This is a genomic window from Lacinutrix sp. WUR7, from assembly GCF_016864015.1.
GTDB lineage: Bacteria > Bacteroidota > Bacteroidia > Flavobacteriales > Flavobacteriaceae > Oceanihabitans.
This window is the reverse complement of record NZ_CP045067.1, coordinates 1,992,691-2,017,490: the sequence shown is the minus strand read 5'-3', so window position 1 is coordinate 2,017,490 and position 24,800 is coordinate 1,992,691. Positions and strand designations below refer to the sequence as shown.

Sequence of the window (24,800 nt, the reverse complement as noted above, 5' to 3'; positions counted from 1 at the left end):
TATTTACATTACACTTAATCAAAACAAAAAATCAACCAAATCGCTACCCTCTTCTAAATCTAAACCTTCTAATAAGCTACTACAACTAATATTGAATCCATTCCCCATCATTGATTTAGATTTATTAAGCCAATTTTGATACTCTGATTTATCTGGATAAGCTATAATTTTAAATTCTTTTACTGGTTGTAATATTTCTTCTTTGAAATTAGATTTACTTCCTGTAGCCAACCATAAATTTGAAGGAAATACCATACTCATAATAATTGCGGTTTTCTCAGATTCTACTATGCATAGAGTATCTCCTTTATTATAATCGCATAGATTATGTAAACCAAACAAGCATTGTTGTAATACAAAACCGTTTAATTGCGGTTTTTTATGCATCCAACTAATATGATTAAACGGTTTTTTTACACGTTTTCCTGTATTACAATCATATAACATTATTTTACCTGCTTTCACTTTCATGTTTTGATCTACTTGCCAGAAAACTGTAGCGCCACTCCAATGACTTGTAGTACCTATAAAATATTTCTTTATGGCGTTTTTTACATCAAACGGAACAAAATGTTTCAACAAGTAAGTAACAAAATGATTACGTTTATAATCTTTGCCATAGGTTGATATTACATTTTCATTGTGATACGTAGGCGTAATACGTTTTGTATTACAATTGCTAACTATAGATGTGATACGTTTATTTACGTTAGGCTTTTTAAAATAGCCACATTTACTTTCCCTGTCACACCTACCATCTATATTGTTTATATATTGTTTTGTTTCAGAATCCATAAAACGAACAAACGTTTTTTTATTACAATTTGGGCAATGATACTTTTTGCTAGATGTATCTAATATATATTTATACTTATCTTTCATTTAAATATTTATATACCTCGTATAATTCGTATAAGTTTTTATATACGATATGTACGAGGTTATTTTATGCTTCTCGTTTTTTACTAAAATGATTTTCTATTAAGTATTTAATAGCATCATCTTTGGTGAATTCTGGTAGAATTATTCTTTTCCTAGTCTGTTTGTTTACTTCTTTTTTATTCTTAACATTGCTATTGAGCATATTGCACAGCTTAGTAAGCTCTTCACTAGAAAGCGCTTTAGCTACGTTATATACATCATTAGCGGTCATTAATTAGATATTATGCTTTAATCTTCTTTGTCTAACTGTAGACTCACTAATACCTAACTCTTTACCAATTTTTACATTGGATAAACCTTGATTTATTAAATCAAACATTTTTGCATCTCTATCTTCAATAGTAGTTGTACCCGCACTTTTTAAGTGATCTGCCTCTACTGCAAAATCAACAAATTGAAATTTCAAAAAATTACATTCTTTATTTATTTGGCATAAAACAACGTTTTCACTGTGATACAAATGCTCTGTATTACGTTGTTTAATTTGTTTTACATATCTAAAGGAATGATCTAGAGAACTTGCACCAATAGCAAAAGAACTATCACAAAAATTCATTAACATTTTACTTCCTGCTAAATCATTTTTTGTAATTGGTGTAGATGCATCACGCTTTGGAGTATGTGATAAAACAAGAATAGAAACAGATTTAGACTTCGTAAGCTTTTTAAGTAACTTCATTAAATGAAGAGCATACTTGGCTTTTTCGTTATCGTTATTTAGATACGTAAGGTTGTCAATAATTAAAACACTGGCATTGTTTCTAGTTATTGCCTCTTCTAAAGATTCGCACAAATAATCTTCAATAGAATTATGATTTTTAGGTAATTCTAAAACATCATTTAATTCTGCTCTTAAAAAATTTTCATGAAAAACATAATGGTTCTTATAATCCTCAGAGCAACGATTCTCGAATTGCTTATCCGATAATTCAAAATCTAAATACAACACCTTTTTAGGCTTACATTCTAACTTAAAGCCATGTATACCTTCACCTCTACTTAAACTATCGGCAATTTGAACTGCCAATATTGACTTTCCAATATTTGTATCAGCAAATAATATTGCTAATTCATTTTCATACCAGAACTCTCCAAACAGCATATTAGGAATGGGGCGATGTTTTGCCTCATCAATCCATTTATTAGCTGTTTTTACCATTAAACAACCTTGAACAGCTTCATTATTTTGAAGCTGATTTTCATTGTTCTCAAGGTCTTTTGTAATTTTTAATAGATTAGATTTAATCATTTAGAAATGTTATTTTTAACATTTCCATTTATAAAACTAAGATCAGATAAATCCATAGTTATAACATCTATTAATACACTATCGTCATCATCATCTTCATAATCTTCTATAGGAAAATTAAACTTTAAAAATTCATTAATGATTTCTCTTAGTAAATTAGAAGTAGTAACTCCTCTTTTTTGAGATAAAAATTCTAATTGATTCTTAATCTCAGAATCAATCCTAAGGTTAATTGTTGTTTTCATTTTTACATATTTAATTGAACATTATTTTATATCAAATGCTTATTAATTGGTGTAAAAAAAAATAGCACCTAGCTAATAAGATTTAACTAAGTGCAATTTGTGAAACAATGGAAGTAATAAAAAGAGAGAAAAATGGAGAATTTTTGGAGAAATCTGGAGAATTATTGTGGAAATTGGAGAATTGTAAAAATAGGTACGCTAATTTTCAAATTCACCCCATTGTTTTTTGAAATTTTCGACCTTTTTTAGATGACTATTTGAAGGGTTTCCTAGTTGTAAATTTTTAAATTCACATTTAAAGTTGGTATTACAAAGCTCTTTAAATTGTTTGGCTGAACAATTAATTAACTCCAACTCTTTCATACTATGAAAAACTGCTAAACCAAAATTTCGTTTTCTGTTTAAAGGATTAGAAAATACAAACTCTATAAACTCAACTACCTTTTTCGAGGCAAAACCTTGTTCATTATCTTTATAAATCTTCTGGCTAATTGAATTTTCTGAAAACCATTCATTCTCTTCATACTTGAAAGTATTATTTAAATATAAAAGTATTTGTAAATTATTTTCAAAATAAAACAACTGCTTTATAAGCTCATTATTTTCGTATAATTCTTTATTAAAATATCCTTGTACACCTAATAAAAAATTACAAACTAAGTCAAAATCATTTAGTAATAAACTTTCAAGTGCTTTCTGTTCTCTTTTTAGTGTTGCAAATCTAGCCTCTAATTCTCTTTTTCCTTTAGAGTTAAAATGCATTTTCGAATTTAAATTATTTCCAAATTTCTTATAGAACTCGTTAAAATAATAGAGACCTTTTTTTCTTTTGTCATCATTATTCAAGCCGTAAATCTCTGATTCGAAATCTCTTTGAAAAAAAACAACATTCGCTCCTAAATAAAGTTTATATGATTTAAGTAAAAAATGATAAATTTCAGCACCAATTTCTTTTACAAAAGAATATTCTAGATGATCTTGTGACAACTCCATATTTAGGGATATTTTGCCCGTTTGACTAGGCTCAGGAATCCCATTAAAATTGAGAGCGTAGCTTTGTTTAAATATATTATTATTAATAAAATAATCTAAACGTTCTTTATCATTTAATTCAAGAAACTTCTTCTCATCAGTAATCCCAAAATATTCGTATTCCATATTATTTTAAAAGTTTTGAATAGTCTTCAGGTAAGACAGCGTCTATATCTCGAAGGTATTGCTCTAATGCCTTCATAGTTGCATGGCCTGTAATTAATTGTAATTTGCTTTTCACCTCAAAAGGCGTGGCTGTTTTAGCCATTTCCTTATATAGTTTGGTAATAAAAGTATGTCTAAAACTATATAAACCGTAATCCTTACCTAAACCAAAGTGATCTTTAATTTTTTTAAATCGTTTTGTGAAGTAATCTCTTCTATTAGATTCATTTGCATCCCAATTATCTCCAATATTATGAGGTGTAAATAGAAGAGCATCATTATTCAAACTTTTTAAATCAGGCAGTTCTTTAATTAAAATATCTGGTATGATTTTAATTTTAACAGGTTGATTTTTTGCTCGAACATAAAGCTTTCTATCTACTAAATCTAAATCGCCAACTTTTAATCTACAAACCTCAATAGGTCTTAAAAAATTATAGGATACAAATTGAACGAATAAGTATAGAATAGGATCAGCACTTTTTAAATAAGCATAAATATCCTTTTGCTGTTTTGGTGTATAGGTTTTATTCCTTTCTGGAACAGCCTTTAAAACGTTTATCTTCTTTACAAAATTCTCTTGCAACACATCGTTATCTACCAATACTTGAAAAAAGGAAGCGATATCAGTTCTAGCATTGTTTCTGTTTCTTGGACTAGAGTTTTGTAATACAGAATTCAAATAATGTATTACCACTTTTTTAGTAACGGTTGTTATGCAAGATTTTGAAGTATAGTTGTTCTCGTTTAACCATTTATTAAATCTATTGATCCTACTTCTAAACTTAGGATAAGAATTACTATTTAAGATATTTTCTTTTGTGGTTAAACCTAAATTAAAAGCATCTTCTATGGATAGAATAATTTCTGGCAATTTTAAAACTTCAGGCTTACTTTTAGGCTTTGTTGTAGAACTTGAAGATTTACTTTTTAAATATTCCTCTAAAGACATATTATCCTGATATGGATTAAAACCATCAGACAAAACTATCTCTAAGCCTTTCTTTACTGTTTTTAGGATATGATAACGACTCCTTTTATCAGAATACCTATTTACACCACCTTTAATATTAGTTTGCCTAACTAATCGCTGTGTTTTAGGATTTCTAAAGGAGTAATAAACATACCAATCTTTTTTTAACGCTTCTTTTTGTTGCGTTTTAGAAAGTTTAGTCCAAGAGTTAATATCTACTCCACCTGTATATATTTTAGGTTCAGTATAATTTAATTTCATTGAAAAATCGTGTACGTTTTCGTGTACTTTTTGTAAAAGTAAGAAAAATGAAGACATAAAAAAAAGGATTGTGAGAACACAATCCTTTGATTTTAGTAGCTTAAAGCTTAGTAGCGGGAACTGGACTCGAACCAGTGACCTTCGGGTTATGAGCCCGACGAGCTACCTACTGCTCTATCCCGCGATTTTAAATAAAACAACTTACTTAGCTTTTAACTTTCGCTTCATAATGGCGACCAAATTGTTTCGGACTGCAAATATACAACGCTTTTTAGATATTACAAGCCTTTTTTTAAAAAATTTATTGTTCTATATTTTCTGCCTGAAAACCAGCAAGTTCTGCGTTAATAAATTGTGCTTTTATTTCAATAGGGTTACAACAGACCTCGCAATCTTCAATATATGTTTGATTAGAGATACTATTATCTAGCAACATGGATATGTCTTGCCAGCAATAAGGACATTGAAAAAAGTGTTCTTCCATAAAATAAAAATAGGCAAAATAAATTTCACCTATTAAATATATATCCAGTTATTGTATTAATCTTCTTCTGTTGCTAACGCCGTCTCTGTAACAAAATGTAATTTCATAGGAATAGCTTCTGGCGTATCAATAATACTAACCATGTCTTTATTCAAGTTATTACCACTTACCATAATAGTATTTAGTTGTGTAAGATTATTAAGTGTTGTTGGTAAATTTCCTGTCAATGCATTACTAGCTAAAACAAGTTCTTTCAGATTTACAAGGCTACCTAATTCTGCTGGTATTTCACCTTCTAATTTATTATCGATTAAACTTAACACTTCTAATTTTGTTAGTTGGCTAATTTGTGTTGGAATGTTACCAGTTAAGTAATTACTTCCTAAAACCAATGTTTTTAAGTTTTTTAAGTTTCCTATAGAGGAAGGAATTTCGCCAGAAAACGTATTACTAAATAACTCTAATACCTCTAGTTTTGTTAACGAACCAATCTCAGTTGGTATATTTCCTTCAAAAGCATTTACAAATAATTTAACCGATTTCAATTCTTTTAAATTAAAGAATGCTTTTGGCAAATTACCTTCTAGTTTATTAAAACCTAAGTTTATTTTTTGAAGATATATAAGGTTCCCAATTTCTTGCGGAAGTCTTCCTTGTAAATTATTCATGTGTAAATTAAGACCTACCACTTTATCGTTTTTGACAGTAACCCCATGCCAAGTGGCAACTGGTTGCTCTAAATCCCAAGTCGTATTCCATTGCTCTCCTTGTGTTGCAGTATATAGTGCAACTAAGGCTTCTTTTTCGGTTTGCGAAACGTTAGCATGCATCATCAGACTAACAAAAAGACATAATAGGGTTAGTTTTAAAGTCTTCATAAGGAATAGATTTGGAATTAATTCTATACGAAACTAACTGATAACTAGATAAAAAACAAATTTATTCGACGAAATGCACAGTCGGAATAAGCGAAATCTTTTAATATGCAATATTCAACAGCTCACCACTTAGCTGTAACACCTGTAATTCAGAGAGTTTGGCTTGGTATTTTGCTTGATTTCTACTTAATTCTGCATTCAACAGATTTAATTGTGCTTGTCTAAATTCGATAGAATTTACTTGTCCGATTTTGAATTTCTCTTGCGAACGATCAAAATTATTTTGAGCAGTAATTATATTATTTTCTTGTACTCGAAAAATAGTAAGCTTGTTTTGGTAATCGTCCCAAGCATTATTAAAATCACGTTCTAAAGAAAGCAGTATTTGCTCTTTTTGAAGCTCTTGATTTTTCAAGGCTACTTCTGCGTTTTTTACTCTTATTAAAGTGCTTCCTCCATCAAATATATTCCAGCTTAGATTCAGTCCGGCAGATAGCCCTGTATTTGTAGATACCGCAACAAACGATGCTGCATTATTATCGCTTTTGTTCCATCCGTAAGAACCTACTAATCCTAAAGTTGGTAAATAAGAAGACTTCCCAGTTTTAATATCTAATTTAGATATTTGAATAGACTTATCGGCTTGTAATAACGCTACGTTTCTAGATTTTGCTTTTTCTAACAAATCGGCTTTATCAATATCTAGTAGAAAATTAATTTCTGTTTTCACAGTAAAATCGTCGGCAACCTGATTTCCCATTACAAAGTTCAAATCCCTTTTGGTATTGTTTAATTGCTGCTTGGTATTGATTAAATTAATGCTGTCGTTATTAATATCCACTTCGGCATTTAAAACTTCAAGCTTTGTATTTTGGCCATATTCAAATTGATATTCCGAGCGTACCAAACGATCTTTAGAAATAGATAAAGTCTGCTGAAAAGTAGTTGCATTTTCCGAAAGTTGCGCCACATTATAATAAATAGAAAACAATTCTATAATAGTGTTTTCTATAGTTTCACGTGCTTGCAATTCCGATAATTGGTATTGCTCTTTTAATCGTTTGTAATTATACTTCCTTCCTAATCCATCAAACAAGGTATAATTGACATCTAAAGAAGCATTATAACGAGAACTTTCTGCACCGTTTAAAACAGCATCGGGTCCACCATCTGAATATTGTGATTCATTATTATCTAAATTATAAGTCGCTCCCGCATTACCTGTTAATGTTGGTAAATATCCCGTATTATAAATACTGGTATTATTTTCGGAAACCTCCAGATTCTTGTTTGCTATTTTAATTCCGTAGTTATTATCTAATACATAATTTACAGCATCTTCCGGACTAAGCTCTTGCTGTGCATAGCAAGTACCTAAACCTATAAAGCAACATAATGTTATTATTTTAATGTTCATTTTCTTCCTTTTGTTCTTTAATAGCTCTTTCTACTTCTTCTTTGGTTATTGTCTTTCCTGTAAATAACCATTTTCCATTTTGCTTAATACTATTACTAAAAGATAAAAATAGCGGTAAAACTAATAGGGTTAAGATAGTTGCATACGCAATACCAAAAGATATGGAAATAGCCATAGGTTTTAAAAATTGTGCTTGTCTACTTTTTTCTAAAAGTAAAGGAGCCAAACCTGCAACGGTAGTTAATGAGGTTAAGAAAATGGCTCTAAAACGAGATTTTCCTGCATCTAAAAGTGCTTCATCAAACTTTAAACCATCGCGCAAATTGGAATTAAATTTACCAATAAGTACCAGACCATCATTTACCATAATACCAATTAGAGCAATAATACCTAAAAGAGATAATATATTTACCGAAAAACCAAGCATCCAGTGTCCCCAAGCTACAGCGGTAAGACTAAAAGGCACTAATAGAATTAATAATATTGGCTGACTATAACTTCTAAATGTAAAAGCAATAACAATATAAATTAAAAATATTATAGGAATTCCCGCTTTCCATAAAGAACTATTTAGTTTTTCTGATTCTCTGTTTTGTCCTTCATAAGAAGCCGAAATGGTTGGATATTTAGACTGCAACTCTACCATAGTTACTCCTTTTAGGTCGGCCAAAATATCTGTTGTACTGGTACTTGGATCTTTTAAATCTGCAGAAACTTGTATTTCCCGTTGTCCTTCTAAATGGTTAATAGCAACATCACCTCTTTCAATAGTATAAGAAGCAATATCTTTTAAGGTAACTCGCTCTCCGGTTGGAGTTACAATTCGCATGTCATCTAGATTAGTAATAGATCCTCTATTACTTCTATCATAACGTACCCAAACGCGAATTTCATCTTGTCCTCTTTGAAAACGTTGTGCCTGTGTACCAAAGAAACCAGAACGTACTTGACTCATTACGGTGCTTAAATTTAAACCTAATAAATAAGCGCTTTCTTTAAGTTCTATTCGAATTTCTTTAATTCCTGCAGGATCATTATCTTCTACATCTTTTAATAATACATTAGATTCTAATACTTCTTTTAGTTCTACTTTGGCTGCTTTAAGCTCTTCAATATTATTTCCTAAAAGAGAAACCGAAACTGGACTACCTCCAAAATTTCCACCAGAACCAAAAATTAAACGTTCTGTACCAATAACAGTACCTACTAATTCACGTAATCTATTTGCTACTAGTGAAGATTTTATTGCGTCGGGTCTTTCTTCCCCTGGCAACATGTTAATCTGTAATCTTGCACTAGAACTACTATTTATAGTTAAAATGGTGTTTTCAAAAAGCTCCTTATCTTCTCCTTTTAAATATTCTTCGGTTAATTCTTGATTAACGATAAATGCTTTCTCTTCTATCATCGAAATAATAGAATCCGTTATTTTTTCATTCGTACCATTTGGCATATCTAATTCTATAGTTACTTTATCACTTGCAACCGAAGGAAACATGGTCATACCAATTACACCACCACCAATAGCTCCAAAAGTTAAAATTAGTAAAGCAACAAAAATACCTAAAGAGAGTAATTTAAAATTTAAAACGAAAGTGATTGCAGGAACGTAGACTCTATCTCTTAAGAAGTTCATAAAGTTGTCTCCAGCCTTATTTATTACTCGCATTTTAGAGAAAAACTGTTTCACTTTTGAAGGATTTTCATCTTCTACTTGCGGTCTTAAAGCTTTTGAATGTGCTAAATGCGCAGGAAGAATAATTAATGCTTCGACCAAGGAAACAACTAAAGTTAGGATTACAATGACGGATACTTCGCCAAAAAATTCACCAATTCTACTATCTAAAAACAAAAACAATGAAAATGCTAAAAGGGTTGTTATAATTGCGGAAACTACCGGCGGAATCACTTCCATAGTACCATCAATAGCAGCGTCGATAGGTGACTTTCCTTTTTCGTAATGCTGATAGATATTTTCGGCAATAACAATACCATCATCTACCAAAATACCAATAACGATAATCATTCCGAAGAGGGACAAAACATTAATGGTTACATCAAATTGTCCTGCAAACATAAACATTCCTAAAAACGAAATAGGCAAACCAAATGCTACCCATAATGCCAAACGTGTATTTAAGAATAGGGATAAAAAAATTAACACCAACAGCATTCCTACAATGGCATTTTCTGTTAATAAATCGGTACGTTGTTCCAGTGTTTTTGAACGATCGTCAATAATACTTAATTGTACATTATTATGCTTTTGATTATATCCTTCAATATACGTTTTCACATTTTCTGCAGAGGATATTAAATCCTCGTTATTCGTGCTAGTTACCGTAATATTTACGGATAAATTTTGGTTGTAATACGTCGCATTTGGAGTCTCTGAGAAACGATCACGAATAATAGCTACATCTTTTAAACGAATAACTTTACCATCATTGGTAGCACGAACCACAATATTAGAAAGCTCATCCCCATAATACGAACGATTATTTGCTCGAATAAGGTATTCTTCGGCATCCGTTTTTATAGTTCCTCCAGTGGTTAAAATATTAGCTCTACTTACGGCTTGCGAAACTTCAGTAAAGGTTAGATTATATGCTAACAAACTAATTTCATTTACTGCTATTTCAATTTCTTCATCTGGATAACCAGAAATAGATATTTGCGAAATACCTTCAATAGCTCTTAAATCATTTTCAACTTGCCTCCCTAATTGTTTTAAAGTTGCCAGCGGAATATTATCGCCACTTAAAGCAAAGGAAATAGTTTCTCTTACTACCTCTTGTTTCGCTACAATTAAAGGTTCCATTCCAGAAGGAAAAGAAGGCACGCGATCTACCGCATTTTTAACTTCTAATAACATGAAGTCAATGTTCTCTCCTTTTTCTGTTTCTACCGTAATGGTTCCACTGTTTTCTCTAGATACCGATGTAACACGATCGACACCCTTTAAACCTTTTAGATTATCTTCTATTTGAAGTACAATCCCTTCTTCAATTTCTTGAGGTGATGCTCCAGGATAGGTAACACTAATGTTGATTATTTTAGAGTCTACTAAAGGAAAAAAGGAAGATTTTAAGGATAGTATTCCTAGAATTCCAAAACCAATAAAAGCTAAAATAAAGATGTTGACAGCTACGTGATACTTAATAAAATACGTTATTAGTTTTCTCATATTTACTGCTTGTCTTTGGTATTACTTTTTTCTTCAAAAGCTTTCACTAACATTCCTGTATATGCTCCAGGAACAGATTTTTTAAGAATAATGGTTCCGTTAGGCACTTCTTTTAAGACTACTTTTGTATCTGAAAAATATACAGGTTTCACATCTATTACATCTAACAGGCTATCTTTAACTACAAATATTTGCTGACTTTCTAAAAGCAAGTTTCTATCTATTTCAATAGCGTCACTTTCTTGTTTTGCATTTAGATTCGCTTCTAAATACATGCCTTCTTTTAGATTTTCGTGCTTCACTTCTATATACGCAGTAATGGTTTGTGTGGTGGCATCAATACTTCCGTTAACACGCGATACTTTACCCGAATAGGTTTCGGTTTTATCTAAATTATTTAAAGCAACGTCTTCTCCTACTTTTAGCAAATTAGCGTAGGTTTTACTAATTGCAACTTCCATTTCGTACACCGAAGGATCTATAAACTCCCCTAGTTTTTGTCCGCTTCTAACTAAGGTACCTTCCGTTACTAACGCTTCGGTTAAGATTCCTGAAAAAGGTGCAGAGATATAATACTTAGCCAAACGTTGTTCTAAGTTTTTTACGTTGTAGTAATTAGATACAATACTTCTTCCTGTAATGAAATAGTTTTCCTTATCGGAAGTCATTTGAGGTAACTTTGGTGTTGTTTTATCCAAATCAAAACTAGTAAGATAGTTTTGCCATTTATCAAATATATCTGGAAAATCTAAACGAAGATCTGGCATGATCGCAGCAATGGAGTTGTACAGATTACTTTTTGAAGACTGTACACTTGCGTAATATTCTGCAGCATCTATTTTAATTAATGTTTGTCCTGCTCGGTATTCTTGACCTGGTTTAAATAATTTACTTCCTGGTTTGAAAATTCCTTGCACTTCTGCATAAATTTCTAATCTACGTTTTGCTTCTAGGCTACCATTTGCTGCAATAACTATTGGAATGGTGCTGTTTTGTACCGTATCTGTAAAAATAGTTTTTACAATTTTAGCTTTAACTGGCTTTGGTTTGTTTTTATCTGCTATCAATTTTTTAGCAAATAAAAAGGAGCCAATTATAAGTAGCACACCTATAATAGATAGTATAATTTTACGCATTGGTATAGTTTTGTAATTAGACTACAAAACTATGTTATAGTTTAACGGGGAAACGTTAAAGAAAACCTAAAAAAACTTATGCGTAATCTTCTAGTTTCAATGTGATATCTTCCCATTCTTGCATGAGTTGGGTAAGTTTATTTTTGTTAGCTTGATACGTATCGAAAAAACCAGGTTTAGAAGAAACTTCGTCGTAATTTACAGCGAGTTCTACATCTGCCTCTTTAATTTCTTTTTCTAACTGATTTATTTTAGACTCGGTATTACTCAACCTGTTGTTTAAAGATTTTAGTTTCTTTTGGTCGTCGTAAGACTGGGTTTTCTTTTCTTTAGGAGCAGATTTTATAACGGTACGTTTTTCTACTTCACGTAAATTCTCCACATTACGTTGCTCTAAATAATAATCGATATCTCCTAAATATTTTTTTACTTTTTCGTCTTTAAATTCATAAACCGTATCTGTTAATCCTTGTAAGAAATCACGATCATGCGAAACCAAAAGAAGTGTGCCTTCAAAACGTTTTAATGCATCTTTTAAAACGTTTTTAGATTTAATATCTAAGTGATTGGTTGGCTCATCCATAATAAGCACATTAAAAGGTTGCAACATTAATTTTGCCAGTGCTAAACGGTTACGCTCTCCTCCAGAAAGTACTCTAACATATTTCTCTGCTTCGTCACCACGAAATAAAAACGAACCTAAAATATCACGAACTTTACTTCTATTGGTTTCGTTTGCTGCATCAATCATAGTATCTAAAACAGTTTTGCTACCGTCTAAATATTCTGCTTGGTTTTGTGCGAAATAACCAATCTGTACGTTATGTCCAAGTTTTAAGATTCCGTCGTGTTTTAAATCGCCGACCAAAATTTTAGCAAGCGTCGATTTACCTTGACCATTCTGACCAACAAATGCCGTCTTAACATCCCGTTCAATCATTAAACTCACTTCCGATAAGACTTGGTTTTCACCGTAATTCTTAGAAATCTTATCTGCTTCTACTACTACTTTACCAGGAGTTATAGAAACTGGAAAATTTAAAGTCATTACAGAATTATCATCTTCATCGACTTCAATTCTATCAATTTTGTCCAGCTTTTTTATTAGCGATTGTGCCATGGTTGCTTTACTCGCTTTAGCTCTAAACTTTTCAATTAGCTTTTCCGTTTGTTCAATCTGTTTTTGCTGATTTTTTTGCGACGCTAATTGTTGTGCTTTAATTTCATTTCGAAGCACTAAATACTGTGTATATGGTTTTGGGTAATCGTAAATTCTTCCTAAGGAAACCTCAATGGTTCTATTAGTTACATTATCTAAAAACATTTTATCATGCGAAACAATAACCACTGCACCTGTATAATTTTTCAAGAAACCTTCTAGCCAAATAATAGATTCTATATCCAAGTGGTTTGTTGGCTCATCTAATAAAAGTAAGTCATTATTTTGAAGAAGGAGCTTTGCCAATTCAATACGCATTCTCCAACCTCCAGAAAAAGTATCGGTAAGCTTATTAAAATCTTCGCGTTTAAAACCTAGACCTTGTAATATTTTTTCGGTTTCTCCTTGGTAGTTATATCCTCCAAGAATTTCGAATTGATGTTGTAAATCGTTAAGATCAATCATTATTTGATTGTATCCTTCACTTTCATAATCGGTACGTTCTACCAATTGCGTGTTTATTTCTTCTAACTGTGCTTCTACTTTTTTAATTTCGGTAAAGGCTTGGTAAGACTCTTCCAATACCGTTCTTCCTAAAACGAAATCTATATCTTGTTTTAAAAAGCCAATCTTCAAATCTTTATCTGCAGCTAATTGTCCAGAATCTGGTTCCAGCTCCTTAGATAAAATTTTAAGCATGGTAGATTTCCCTGCTCCATTTTTACCTATTAACCCAACACGATCGCCAGAATTAAGTTTAAATGTAATTTCTTCGAATAAATATTCGCCTTGAAAAGATATAGATAGATTGTGTATGTTAAGCATAGTTTGGTAACAATTGTTACTTTAATTTAATAAATATTGGCTAATTTTGTTTGATTGAACACATTTAATAACCAGTTTGCAAAAGTACATAAATAATATGTTTAAAAAAGGTTCTAAATTATATAGTATTTTAACGGGTGCATGCCCAAAGTGTCATCAAGAATCTATGTATTGTGATACCAATCCGTATCACTTATCAAAGACATTAAGCATGAACGAGAAATGCTCTCATTGTGGTATCAAATACAAGATAGAGCCATCGTTTTTTTATGGCGCCATGTATGTTAGTTATGCTGTTGGTATTGCTTTTGCTGTCGCTGCTGCTGTAATTAGCGGGGTTTTTCTAAAAGCTTCTATTCATTATGTTTTTGCTTCTATAGTTGGAACATTAATTGTTTTTGCTCCTATAATAATGCGTTTATCCAGAAATATATGGATCAATATGTTTGTTCATTATGATAAGAATGCAGTAAAAAAACAATAAGTATTTGGGCGTTACCACAAGGGTCGCGCTTTCCATTAAATCTTTTTACTTTTATATCCTGTAATGAATAAGGAAATCTATATTCCAGTAAAAAGGATACCATTGCAATCGCTAACGCAGTTTCCTATTCCAAAACAAGGTTAATGCTACTAGAAATACTAGTACTTATTTAAACCTTGCAATATCAATGTCGTTTTCTAAGGCAATATTGTTTTCAATACAATCCAATAGTTGTTTTGCTACATAAGGCGCTATCATCACACCACGTGTTCCCAAACCATTAAGCACATACATGTTTTTATGTATTTCGTGTTGTCCAACAAGAGGTCTTCTATCGGTAACTGTTGGTCGTATACCTGCAACTTGATTTACGACTTCAAAATCGCATTTTAAAAACGTTTTAAGCTTTTTTAAGAGGGCTTCTCTAGCTTCTGCTGTTATGTTGTTGGTTTTATCTTTCCAATCGTAAGTTGCCCCAACAGTGTACAAATCGTTTCCTACTGGTATTAGAAAAACACTCGATTTTAAAACGTAGTCCATTTTTAAATCTGGAGCGTGAATAGTTAGTAATTCTCCTTTTACTTCTTTTAATGGAAGGTCTTTAAAAAACGGATTCTTTTTAACACCGAAGCCTTCCGCAAAAACGATATGTTTTGCAGTAATATCTTTATATTGAATAGTGTCTTCTGTAAGTAAGTCTTCATAATGAAAACCTTCTTCTAGTAGTTGATTGTTTTCTAATAGTTGTTTTTTATAGCTTTCAATTAATAGTTTAGTATCAATTCTTCCGGTTTCTAAAACTTTTCCAAAGCCAAAAGTAGCATCAATAGCGTCGTTATTATTTTTAATAATCTGTGTAGAAAGATATTCGCTAAGCTCAGGCTTGTCGGAAGCTGTAAACCATTCGTTTTGTTCTTGCACAGAAGTGAACCTTCTATAGACTGGTGTTTTATGATCTAGGGTTACTTTTAAATCGTTTTCTAATTTACTATAAATAGGAAGTGCCAATTCTAACTGTTCTTTACTTTTCCAAACGGAAGTAAATCGTTTTAGAACCACAGGATTATACAAACCTCCTGCTACTACAGAAGAATGCTGTGATTTATTATCAAATACCACAAAGCTTTTATTATTGGCTTTTAATTGCTCACAGAAATGAATTCCTGCAAGTCCACAACCTACAATTATGTAATCTACGTTCATACGCTTATAAAAATAACAAATATACATATTACTTAACCCTTCTATCTTTTCATTTAAAAAAATGAAAACCCACTTTCCCTTAAAAAGTGAAGGAGATAAAATAATACTATAAAAAAATGTTTCGGATTTGTTCAAATAAAAAACGCCCACTATTTCTAGTGAGCGCTATTTTTATTTTAAGAAAGTTTTAGTAAGACCACATGTCCATTTCAAAGTTTCTAATTTTATCTTTAATTCTATCAGATTCTAATAGTTGCATTAAAGCATTTTCAGTAATATACTCGTCTACTGTTCTATCCCCAAACACGTTTTCTTCTTTAAACACATAGCCGTTAAAACGTCTAGAATTTAAAATATGATCGAATGAAAATGGTACAGCACTATTTTTATTATTGAATGATTTTGCTTCATGTAAAACTTCTCTTGCATCTGGAAAAAATATCCAATATAAAGCGTTTGGCTCTTTATTCTCTTCGTCATCACTATCAATAAAGTTTACATCGGCTGCTGCTGGAGCAAGACCTAGTAATCTATATTTAAGTTCTCCTTGACGTTTGTCAAAGTACCAAAGACCTTTTATTAAATATGCACTTACATCGTAAGAAGATATTTCTCTTTTAGTAATATATTCTGCATCTACAAAGCCATCTGCATTTAATTGGTCATAACCAATATCTAAAGTATCTACTTTAGAAGTTATGTCTTTTAAATCTTTTAAGCTACGTTTTGCAGTAAAGTAAGAATCGTCATATACATTTTCTATTTTACCTTGTTTGATTGCTTTTGTTAAAACATCATATAGAGAACGTCTGTTACTTCCAATGTTATTGGTATCAATAGGATAGTATAAAGGAAAGTTTACACGCTCGTCTAAAACCACTTTTTCCCAAGTCATTTTAGAGTACATAATGTCTCTATCATCTACATAACCGTATTCTAATGGTTTATCATTATCTACAGCTTTTTGTGCTTCGGTTCTAACTCCAATTTCTTGAGGTGTTTTCGCATTTAAAATATTCGCTTGCGAAAAACCTGTAGTTGTTAGCGCTACACTAAAAATGGTTAATAAAAAAGATTTATAATTCATCTTACAATAATTAATTTTAATTAATAATACTATTGAGTTGGTTAGTTAGACAACTGAATAATAATTGCTGCTGCTGGCTTAATTCTTGGTCCATTACTACTTGATTTAATATCAAATATTTGTACATCTGAACCACGTTTTGCTTTACGTAAAGCAGATTTAGCTTGCGAATTAAGTCTGTTACCTTGACAAGTTACACTAGGTGAACCTGGTACTTTAAATTTGAATGATGTTACTTTTAAAGGTAAATCAAAATCGAAATCTTCTAAAACAGCTTCTACTTTACCAATCTCCACATTGTTTCTTGGTAAACTAAATTGTCCTGTTTTACCTGCCATTTGACCTGAAGGTTTAGGAATATCTTTAATTCTAAAAGTCTTTCTATCTGAAGCTGGAGTACCGTCATCTAGTTTAGCTGTAACGTTAATAGTTACTTCTTTACCAGTAGTTGGCACCATGTTGTATTTACCTGTTCCAGAACCTTTACTTAGACCTGCTCCACTAGCAGATACTTTATTATCTGGTACACCTGCAAAAGAAATAGTCATTGGGTTTGTTACACCACGATACACTACATTCATTTTATCAGCAGATATAGTTGCAGAATTTGGTCTTGGTACTACAACGTAGTTTGCGTTAACAATAGGAATTTCTAATTCCTTACCATTCTCAATAAAAGTAAATTTACCTTCTATTTGGTGCTCACCAACATTTCCAACGTTGAAATCTAAAGTAGCAGCTCCTGTTGAATCAATAGCTTTAGATAAATCCACTTCATTCCCTTGAACAGTTAATTTAGTAGGTGCAACATTAGCATACTTACCAATAACCACTCTTCCTTGGAATTTCTCACCTGCAAAAAACGCAGACTTGTCAGCCAATACAATTGCTTTATAGTTATTTAAAGTTGTAGCTTCAGAAACAATGTTTCCTAAAAACAGACTAAACATATCTGATTCTGTAACTTTAATATCATTTTGCATTGCTGTTAATTTCGTATAAGAAGCAATTGCTGGAAAACCTTGATAGTTATATGCTAACCAATCAATCTTTTTTCCATCTTTATTAGGAACAGCTTCTGTACTGAACGTTTTAGCGAAAGCTTGTGCTCTACCTCTATAACTTTCATCTTTTGCAAGAATATCATTAATCGCTTTTTTATAAGCATTAATATTATCCATTACCTCTTGACCTTTCTTAGTTAAACGATCTCCTGTAAACCAAGCTTCATCTAAGATGTCTGTTTTGTCCATTGCTTCAAAAGGCAACTTCCCTTGTTCATCTAGTTTATACTGACCTGCTTTTACTAGATCACTCTTTAAAGATTCTACATACTTGTAAAATTTATCTGAAGCAATTTTAACTTCCTGCGCTCTTGCAGCAGGTATTTTAAATTCCTTTGGATTTTCATCAGATTTAATTTCTAATGCAGCAAGTAACTTATCATTTCTGTCTGTAGTTGCTTCGTTAGAATCTGCGAATTTCGCTTCCATCAGTCCAAATGCTGAAAGTACCTCTTTAGACATATTCATAGCCATCATTGCGATGAATACTAAATACATCAAGTTAATCATTTTCTGCCTTGCGGATGCTTTTCCTCCTGCCATGTTTAATTAGTTTTTATTGGTTAATAAATATTAGTTAATAAAACTAATTAGTTTTTGTTCATTGCAGAAAGCATTCCACCATATACTCCATTTAATGAAGATAAGTTTGAAGCTAGTGATTGCATTTGCTCTTTTAATTTAGTTGCATTTTCAACAGCTTCTTCATTAATACTAGCTTGTCTACTTGCACTTTCCATTTGTACTTTATAAAGACTATTTAAAGACTCCATTTGTGCAGCAGCTAAAGACATTTCTTCGCTATATTTCTTTTGTGCTTGAATTCCATCTACAGTTGGAGAGATTCCTTTAGCAGCACCTTCAAAATTTTTGATACTTGCTCCTAAACTTGCCATTAATTCACCATCAATTTTAGCATCCTTTAATAAGTTATCTAATTTTTTAGAAAGTAAACCTTCAGCATCTTTAGGTTCTTCTTTTGTTTTCTTAGCACCTAATGAAGCACCACCTGATAATTCAGGATATACTAAAGACCAGTCTAAATCACTTGATTGTCTTTCAAAAGCTGAATATGTAAATACTAATGCTTCTACAATCATACCTAAAGTTAGGATTTCAGAACCATAAGGCCAGTGCTGAATTTTAAATAAAGCTCCAACGATTACAATTGCTGCTCCTAATCCGTAGATCATATTAGTTACTGTGATTTTACCTTTTTGTGCCATAATTTTTAGTTTTTTTTTATTAAGTATCTCTACTTTAGTTGGTTAATATATTATTAATTTGGTTATTCTATTTTTATCTAGCATTAGCTGTTACATCTGTTCCCATGTAATCTTGAACAGTTCTAAAGCCAATATAACTTCTTGCAGAATCCGCATACTCATAATCTCTTGAACTTACTTGTAGGTAGTAAGCAACATCTTTCCAAGATCCACCTCTAACTACTTTTCTTTGGTTGTTTACATCATTAACACTAGGGTTAATTGTAGAAACATACTCATAAGAACCAGGATCGTAAGATGCACTTACCCATTCTGAAACGTTTCCAGCCATATTATATAAGTTATAGTCGTTTGGTTCATAAGATTTCGCTTCTACTGTATATAAAGCTTGATCTGCAGCATAGTCACCTCTTAAAGGTTTAAAGTTTGCCATGAAACATCCTCTATCGTTTTTAGGATAAGGTCCTCCCCAAGGGAAAGTTGCTCCTTGTAAACCTCCTCTTGCAGCATATTCCCATTCTGCCTCAGATGGTAATCTATACTCATTAACAAAATGTTGATTCTTTTCTTTTCTATATGCATTGTGATATAAAGTTCTCCATTCACAAAAAGCTTTTGCTTGTTTCCAAGAAATACCTACTACTGGATATTCTCCATAAGCATCGTGCCAGAAATAATCATTGTGCATTGGTTCGTTATATGAATATGCAAAATCTCTAATCCAAGCAGTAGTATCTGGATAAATCTCTACAGCTTCTGTAATTAAGAATTCAGATCTTCTTTTTCCTTTATTACTAACTTTTGCAGCTTTTTCAATATCCATGTATGTATATTGAAATTTAAATTTAGAAACATCCCAAGTACGTTGTCCATTATAAGACTCTTCAATAGGTAAGTACATCGTGTCCATTACTTCCACATAGTATTCATCTGGATATTCTGAAGTATCAAAAAGTAAATCAACATCGTGATTTAATTTTCTTCCCTCGTAACCAGTTTCACCCATTCCACTGTAGTTATCATACATGTACTGCTCATAAGCATTCATGTTTTCTGGATCTGCATCTTTAAACGCAAAATCACCAATACCACCATCTCCAGGAGTTGCTCCTACCTCATCTGCTAATATTGCAAGTTTGGTTCTAATAGTAGAATCTCTAACCCATTGTACAAATTTACGATACTCACTATTTGTGATTTCAGTTGCGTCCATATAGAACGATCTTACTGTTACCGTTTTTGTTGGCGCATCTTGAATTCCAGCTAAATCATCATCTGATTTACCCATAATAAATGCTCCTCCAGGAATTAATTCCATTCCGTAAGGTTTTTCTGGATGCCATTTTTTTCCTTTAACACCTACTAACTGCCCTCTGTCTCCAGAACCACAACTTGTAAGGAATGCTAAAACTACTGTTAATAAAAGAAAATTCTTCATATTTATTGAAAACTCGAGGTTAATTATTCTATGCTCAAAATTTAAGAGCGTAAACATATTTATATATTTTTTAAAAAACAACTTTTTTGTCAAAAAAAATTACGCTTCGTCGTAAAAATAAAACATTTAAACGACAAAACATGGATTTAATTACGTTATTCTACTTATACACAATTCTTTTGAAATGCTTTGTACCATCTCTCTGGTATTATATTGTTACAAGCGTCCACATAATCTTGATGCATGCATGGTAATAACGTATGTCTTTTTAATTTATTATTCATTTCATTTAAAAAAGGTATTTCAATCCACCATCTACCCGTTTTAACACTTTTATAAAACACTAAATCTTGATCTTCGATAAGTGTAATAAACTTTTGATAATTATTTTCATCTTTAAAATCATCATCTTTAACTCTATAATTAACACCTTCTATAAAGTACCAGATTATCTGAGAGATTAACATAGATGTGATCTCGTCATCTTTAGAAGGCTTATACTCCCAAAGACCAAAAGAAGTTACCTTATTACTTATTCCAGCATAACGCGAAATAGCACAAACTTCTTTACCATCTAAACCATTTGGTGACATTTTCTGGCTTAAACTAACTTCAGATGATTTAACGGCTCCTAAATCTATACTTACAATATTTGCATCTCGCATTATAGGTTCTACAACAGTAATATCATTAGAAACTTCACCTAAGCGATAGGCATCAAAATACAATCGCTCCATTAAATCTATTTCTTCTTGCGAATTGAAATAGGTTTGATACCCGATTGCAGAATAGTTAAACAGATTAAAAGGTTGGTCTAATATTATTTTCCCAACAAAACTGTTATTTTTAATTGGTTTTGCAGAATCCCCTAAATCAAACTTAGCATCTACATTAACAATATTCACCATTGGTATGATATCGTCATAAGCACGATAATTGGCGTAGGTTAAATCTTGACTTCCTCCAATAATTATTGGAATAATACCTTTTTGAACTAAAATGGTAATTGTAGTCTTTAAAGCAAAATAAGTATCTTCTACAGATTCTCCTTTATTAATATCGCCTAAATCGGCAATAGTTGTATTCCAACTTCCAGGAAAAAGAGCATAAAAGGATTTTCGTATTTCGTTTAAGCTGAAATCTTCTCCTATATGATTAACATCATTTCTGGTTTCAAGAACTCCTAATATAGCAAGCTGGACGCCATCTAAATCTGGAACACCTTGTTGCTTAGAATGTATTTTCAATTTTCTACCTAAAGCCTGCACGGGTAACAACTCGTTATGCGCTAAAACTAAATCGGAAACTGGTGAAAGAAAATCAAAATTCATGTATTATATTATTTCTTTTTTGCTGTTGTTTTTTTCTTTGCAGGTGCCTTTTTCTTTGCTGGAGCTTTTTTCTTTGCTGGAGCTTTTTTCTTCGCTTTCTTCTTAGGCGCATTTTGTTCGATGATTCCTTTTACTTCTTCTAAAGTTAAAGCTGGAGCATCTGTTGTTTTAGGCAATTCAATTTTCACTTTACCTTGTAATATATTGAATCTTCCCCAACGTGCTTTTTCCACACGAATGCCTTCATCTTCCCAATTATGAATAACCTTATCGATTTCTTTTTGGATTTTTGTTTCAATTAATTCTACAATATCCGCATCGGATAAATCATCCCAGTCGTACTTTTTGTTTACGTTAATAAACATATCGTTCCATTTTATAAATGGACCAAAACGACCTTTTCCTTTTTGTACTGGTAAATCTTGATAATGATAAATTGGTGCGTCTGCTTTTTGTTTTTCTTTAATTAAAACAATAGCATCGTCTAACTCTACCGTTAATGGATCGGTTCCTTTTGGTAGCGAAACATAGGCTGTTCCAAACTTCACATAAGGACCAAAACGTCCATTATTTACTTGCACTTCTTCTCCTTCGTAAGTTCCTAAATTTTTAGGAAGCTGAAACAAGTCCATCGCTTCCTCAAAAGAAATAGTTCCTAATTGCTGATCCGGACTTAAACTAGCATAGGTTGGTGTTTCTTCATCGTCTGGTTCTCCCAATTGCACCATTGGTCCAAATTTACCTAAACGTACACTAACACGTTTTCCTGTCTTTGGATCTTTTCCTAAAATACGTTCTCCAGATTCTCTTTCGGCATTTTCTTGTACGTCTTCTACTTTAGGATGGAATGTTTTGTAGAAAGATTTCATCATCTTTTTCCAATCCTTCTTTCCTTCTGCTATATCATCAAATTGATTTTCAACTTTCGCTGTAAAATTATAATCTAAAATACTTTCAAAATGATTTACTAAAAAATCGGTTACAATCATACCAATATCTGTTGGTACTAATTTTCCTTTATCCGATCCTACTTTTTCTGTAAGTATTACATCTTTCACTTTCCCACTACTTAAGGTAAGTTGTGTATAATCGCGTTCTACACCATCTACAGTTCCTTTCTCTACATAATTTCTATTTTGAATAGTAGAAATAGTTGGTGCATAGGTAGACGGTCTACCAATACCAAGTTCTTCTAACTTCTTCACTAAAGAAGCTTCTGTATATCTTGCTGGTGGTCTTGTGTAACGTTCTGTTGCGGTAATGTAATTATTTAAAAGCGTCTCGTTTACTTTCATTGCTGGAAGCATCCCGTCTTGCTCTACATCTTCATCATCTGTACCTTCTAAGTATACTTTTAAAAATCCTTCAAATTTAATAACCTCTCCATTTGCTGTAAAGATTTCTTTATTTGTGGACGATTCTATTCTAACATTGGTACGTTCTAATTGCGCTTCACTCATTTGTGATGCAATAGCACGTTTCCAAATTAAATCGTATAATCTTGCTTGATCTCTGTCTATATCCACAGAGTGCGTTGCAAAATTAGTAGGACGAATCGCCTCATGCGCTTCTTGAGCACCTTTAGACTTTCCTTTATAATTTCTTGGTTTGCTATATTTTTCACCATAAGCAGATTCAATTTCTGCTTGTGCGCCATTTTTTGCTTCGTCAGATAAGTTTACACTATCTGTTCTCATATACGTAATCAAACCGGCTTCATATAGACGTTGCGCCATATTCATGGTTTTACTTACTGAAAAATATAATTTTCTTGCTGCTTCTTGTTGTAAAGTCGAAGTTGTAAAAGGTGCTGCTGGTGATTTTTTTGCTGGTTTTTTCTGAAGATCGGCAACTTTAAAATTGGCATTCGCATTACTTTCTAGAAACGCATAGGCTTCTTTTTTTGTTGCAAAATTCTTAGGAAGCTTCGCTTTGAAAGACTGTCCAGCTTCATTAGAAAATTCTGCATCAATTCTATACGATGCTTCTGCTGTAAAATTGGTAATCTCTCTTTCTTTTTCAACAATTAGACGCACAGAAACCGATTGTACACGTCCTGCAGAAAGACCTCCTTTTACTTTTCGCCATAACACAGGAGAAAGTTCATAACCTACAATTCTATCTAAAACTCTACGTGCTTGTTGCGCATCTACTAAATGGTAATCGATATCTCTAGGATTTTCAATTGCCTTTTTAATAGCCGTTTTAGTAATCTCATGAAAAACAATACGTTTCGTCTTCTCTTTATCTAGCTTTAGCGTTTCTGCTAAATGCCATGCAATTGCTTCTCCTTCTCTATCTTCATCACTAGCTAGCCAAACCATGTCTGCTTTTTTAGCTAAATCCTTCAGTTTTTTTACAACTGCTTTTTTATCTTTAGATACTTCATATTTAGGTTCAAAATCACCTTCTACATCTACCCCTAATTCCTTAGAAGGTAAATCTGCAATATGTCCAAAACTAGACTCTACTTTAAAATCCTTTCCAAGAAATTTTTCAATAGTTTTTGCTTTCGCAGGTGACTCTACTATAACTAAATTCTTCGCCATATTTCTATTTTTTCAGAGTGCAAAGGTATGTGAAAAAAAATTCACGTTCCTAATTTATTCTTTCCCGAGACGTTAATTCCTTAAAAATAGACTCTAAAAAAGCCCGAATTAACAGGGTTTTTCACAATATATACGCTATTTTAAATATTTTTTATTTGCTTATTTTCTTCTTGATAATCGAAACCAACAGACTCCTTATTATATAGTACACAGAAATATATGCGAAAAATGTGGCTTTTAGAACTCCAATAAAACAGAGAATCACACCTATTTATATATACAAAAGGAGAACTTACTATTACCAATTGAAAAGTAATTCACTATTTTTTTATATTTCTTGAAGCAAGACTAGGTTTTACCCTTTTCTTTCAAATTACTGAAATATCTTATTTGTATTTTGGCTAGCCCGTCAAAAACGAACAATTATTAACAGCAATTTTAAGAAATTTACACACTGTCACTTTG

General features: G+C 31.8%; 20 protein-coding genes and 1 tRNA gene. 1 reads left to right on the top strand and 20 read right to left on the bottom strand.

Features of this window, described 5'->3' with window-relative positions; translation table 11 throughout:
- Positions 1-18: 18 nt before the first annotated feature.
- The 13 genes from FG167_RS08830 to FG167_RS08770 form a co-directional block, all read right to left on the bottom strand.
- On the bottom strand, positions 19-882 hold the full coding sequence (locus FG167_RS08830) for a DUF6371 domain-containing protein (protein WP_203457958.1): 864 nt from the start codon (positions 880-882) through the stop codon (positions 19-21).
- A gap of 64 nt (positions 883-946) precedes the next feature.
- Positions 947-1,153, bottom strand: coding sequence for a hypothetical protein (locus FG167_RS08825; protein WP_203457957.1), 207 nt, complete (start codon positions 1,151-1,153; stop codon positions 947-949).
- A 3-nt stretch (positions 1,154-1,156) separates the two neighbouring features.
- Positions 1,157-2,191, bottom strand: a complete 1,035-nt coding sequence (locus FG167_RS08820) for an AAA family ATPase (protein WP_203457956.1) — start codon at positions 2,189-2,191, stop codon at positions 1,157-1,159.
- Entirely contained in the window at positions 2,188-2,436 is a 249-nt protein-coding gene (locus tag FG167_RS08815; protein WP_203457955.1) for a CopG family transcriptional regulator, read from the bottom strand. Before FG167_RS08815 ends, FG167_RS08820 begins: the two co-directional genes overlap by 4 nt.
- A 198-nt stretch (positions 2,437-2,634) precedes the next feature.
- Positions 2,635-3,594: a hypothetical protein gene (locus FG167_RS08810; RefSeq protein ID WP_203457954.1), complete on the bottom strand. Its 960-nt coding sequence runs from the start codon at positions 3,592-3,594 to the stop codon at positions 2,635-2,637.
- A gap of 1 nt (position 3,595) precedes the next feature.
- Entirely contained in the window at positions 3,596-4,867 is a 1,272-nt protein-coding gene (locus FG167_RS08805; RefSeq protein ID WP_239004359.1) for a tyrosine-type recombinase/integrase, read from the bottom strand.
- Positions 4,868-4,978: 111 nt separating this feature from the next.
- Positions 4,979-5,051, bottom strand: a tRNA-Met gene (locus tag FG167_RS08800).
- A gap of 117 nt (positions 5,052-5,168) precedes the next feature.
- Complete coding sequence (locus FG167_RS08795) at positions 5,169-5,351, bottom strand: CPXCG motif-containing cysteine-rich protein (protein WP_203457952.1); 183 nt, start codon at positions 5,349-5,351, stop codon at positions 5,169-5,171.
- A 56-nt stretch (positions 5,352-5,407) separates the two neighbouring features.
- Positions 5,408-6,229, bottom strand: a complete 822-nt coding sequence (locus FG167_RS08790) for a Two component regulator three Y domain protein (RefSeq protein WP_203457951.1) — start codon at positions 6,227-6,229, stop codon at positions 5,408-5,410.
- 100 nt (positions 6,230-6,329) lie between these two features.
- Positions 6,330-7,646: a TolC family protein gene (locus FG167_RS08785; RefSeq protein WP_203457950.1), complete on the bottom strand. Its 1,317-nt coding sequence runs from the start codon at positions 7,644-7,646 to the stop codon at positions 6,330-6,332.
- Positions 7,636-10,833, bottom strand: a complete 3,198-nt coding sequence (locus tag FG167_RS08780) for an efflux RND transporter permease subunit (RefSeq protein WP_203457949.1) — start codon at positions 10,831-10,833, stop codon at positions 7,636-7,638. Before FG167_RS08780 ends, FG167_RS08785 begins: the two co-directional genes overlap by 11 nt.
- A gap of 2 nt (positions 10,834-10,835) precedes the next feature.
- A complete protein-coding gene (locus FG167_RS08775; RefSeq protein ID WP_203457948.1) occupies positions 10,836-11,969 on the bottom strand; it encodes an efflux RND transporter periplasmic adaptor subunit in 1,134 nt (377 codons plus the stop codon).
- A gap of 76 nt (positions 11,970-12,045) precedes the next feature.
- Entirely contained in the window at positions 12,046-13,953 is a 1,908-nt protein-coding gene (locus FG167_RS08770; protein WP_203457947.1) for an ABC-F family ATP-binding cassette domain-containing protein, read from the bottom strand.
- Positions 13,954-14,050: 97 nt separating this feature from the next.
- Between FG167_RS08770 and FG167_RS08765 the strand changes: the two genes are divergently transcribed.
- Positions 14,051-14,437: a DUF983 domain-containing protein gene (locus FG167_RS08765; protein WP_203457946.1), complete on the top strand. Its 387-nt coding sequence runs from the start codon at positions 14,051-14,053 to the stop codon at positions 14,435-14,437.
- Positions 14,438-14,602: 165 nt separating this feature from the next.
- Here FG167_RS08765 and FG167_RS08760 read toward each other — a convergent pair whose 3' ends face one another.
- The 7 genes from FG167_RS08760 to topA all read right to left on the bottom strand — a co-directional run bounded on the left by FG167_RS08760 (position 14,603) and on the right by topA (position 24,335).
- The gene (locus FG167_RS08760) at positions 14,603-15,640 is read right to left on the bottom strand and encodes an FAD-binding oxidoreductase (protein WP_203457945.1); all 1,038 of its coding nucleotides are present in this window, start codon (positions 15,638-15,640) and stop codon (positions 14,603-14,605) included.
- Between the two features lie 187 nt (positions 15,641-15,827).
- Entirely contained in the window at positions 15,828-16,727 is a 900-nt protein-coding gene (gldN, locus tag FG167_RS08755) for a gliding motility protein GldN (RefSeq protein WP_203457944.1), read from the bottom strand.
- Positions 16,728-16,768: 41 nt separating this feature from the next.
- Complete coding sequence (gene gldM / locus FG167_RS08750; RefSeq protein WP_203457943.1) at positions 16,769-18,334, bottom strand: gliding motility protein GldM; 1,566 nt, start codon at positions 18,332-18,334, stop codon at positions 16,769-16,771.
- Between the two features lie 47 nt (positions 18,335-18,381).
- A complete protein-coding gene (gldL, locus tag FG167_RS08745) occupies positions 18,382-19,017 on the bottom strand; it encodes a gliding motility protein GldL (protein ID WP_203457942.1) in 636 nt (211 codons plus the stop codon).
- Between the two features lie 73 nt (positions 19,018-19,090).
- Complete coding sequence (gene gldK, locus FG167_RS08740) at positions 19,091-20,455, bottom strand: gliding motility lipoprotein GldK (RefSeq protein ID WP_203457941.1); 1,365 nt, start codon at positions 20,453-20,455, stop codon at positions 19,091-19,093.
- 164 nt (positions 20,456-20,619) lie between these two features.
- On the bottom strand, positions 20,620-21,786 hold the full coding sequence (locus tag FG167_RS08735) for a formimidoylglutamase (protein WP_203457940.1): 1,167 nt from the start codon (positions 21,784-21,786) through the stop codon (positions 20,620-20,622).
- A gap of 8 nt (positions 21,787-21,794) precedes the next feature.
- The gene (topA, locus tag FG167_RS08730) at positions 21,795-24,335 is read right to left on the bottom strand and encodes a type I DNA topoisomerase (RefSeq protein ID WP_203461015.1); all 2,541 of its coding nucleotides are present in this window, start codon (positions 24,333-24,335) and stop codon (positions 21,795-21,797) included.
- Positions 24,336-24,800 lie beyond the last annotated feature (465 nt).

What these genes read in the sequence shown, in the direction of transcription:
- FG167_RS08830 (WP_203457958.1), bottom strand. Translation starts at nt 882, where the DNA reads ATGAAAGATAAGTATAAATATATATTAGATACATCTAGCAAAAAGTAT.
- FG167_RS08825 (WP_203457957.1), bottom strand. Translation starts at nt 1,153, where the DNA reads ATGACCGCTAATGATGTATATAACGTAGCTAAAGCGCTTTCTAGTGAA.
- FG167_RS08820 (WP_203457956.1), bottom strand. Translation starts at nt 2,191, where the DNA reads ATGATTAAATCTAATCTATTAAAAATTACAAAAGACCTTGAGAACAAT.
- FG167_RS08815 (WP_203457955.1), bottom strand. Translation starts at nt 2,436, where the DNA reads ATGAAAACAACAATTAACCTTAGGATTGATTCTGAGATTAAGAATCAA.
- FG167_RS08810 (WP_203457954.1), bottom strand. Translation starts at nt 3,594, where the DNA reads ATGGAATACGAATATTTTGGGATTACTGATGAGAAGAAGTTTCTTGAA.
- FG167_RS08805 (WP_239004359.1), bottom strand. Translation starts at nt 4,867, where the DNA reads ATGAAATTAAATTATACTGAACCTAAAATATATACAGGTGGAGTAGAT.
- FG167_RS08795 (WP_203457952.1), bottom strand. Translation starts at nt 5,351, where the DNA reads ATGGAAGAACACTTTTTTCAATGTCCTTATTGCTGGCAAGACATATCC.
- FG167_RS08790 (WP_203457951.1), bottom strand. Translation starts at nt 6,229, where the DNA reads ATGAAGACTTTAAAACTAACCCTATTATGTCTTTTTGTTAGTCTGATG.
- FG167_RS08785 (WP_203457950.1), bottom strand. Translation starts at nt 7,646, where the DNA reads ATGAACATTAAAATAATAACATTATGTTGCTTTATAGGTTTAGGTACT.
- FG167_RS08780 (WP_203457949.1), bottom strand. Translation starts at nt 10,833, where the DNA reads ATGAGAAAACTAATAACGTATTTTATTAAGTATCACGTAGCTGTCAAC.
- FG167_RS08775 (WP_203457948.1), bottom strand. Translation starts at nt 11,969, where the DNA reads ATGCGTAAAATTATACTATCTATTATAGGTGTGCTACTTATAATTGGC.
- FG167_RS08770 (WP_203457947.1), bottom strand. Translation starts at nt 13,953, where the DNA reads ATGCTTAACATACACAATCTATCTATATCTTTTCAAGGCGAATATTTA.
- FG167_RS08765 (WP_203457946.1), top strand. Translation starts at nt 14,051, where the DNA reads ATGTTTAAAAAAGGTTCTAAATTATATAGTATTTTAACGGGTGCATGC.
- FG167_RS08760 (WP_203457945.1), bottom strand. Translation starts at nt 15,640, where the DNA reads ATGAACGTAGATTACATAATTGTAGGTTGTGGACTTGCAGGAATTCAT.
- gldN (WP_203457944.1), bottom strand. Translation starts at nt 16,727, where the DNA reads ATGAATTATAAATCTTTTTTATTAACCATTTTTAGTGTAGCGCTAACA.
- gldM (WP_203457943.1), bottom strand. Translation starts at nt 18,334, where the DNA reads ATGGCAGGAGGAAAAGCATCCGCAAGGCAGAAAATGATTAACTTGATG.
- gldL (WP_203457942.1), bottom strand. Translation starts at nt 19,017, where the DNA reads ATGGCACAAAAAGGTAAAATCACAGTAACTAATATGATCTACGGATTA.
- gldK (WP_203457941.1), bottom strand. Translation starts at nt 20,455, where the DNA reads ATGAAGAATTTTCTTTTATTAACAGTAGTTTTAGCATTCCTTACAAGT.
- FG167_RS08735 (WP_203457940.1), bottom strand. Translation starts at nt 21,786, where the DNA reads ATGAATTTTGATTTTCTTTCACCAGTTTCCGATTTAGTTTTAGCGCAT.
- topA (WP_203461015.1), bottom strand. Translation starts at nt 24,335, where the DNA reads ATGGCGAAGAATTTAGTTATAGTAGAGTCACCTGCGAAAGCAAAAACT.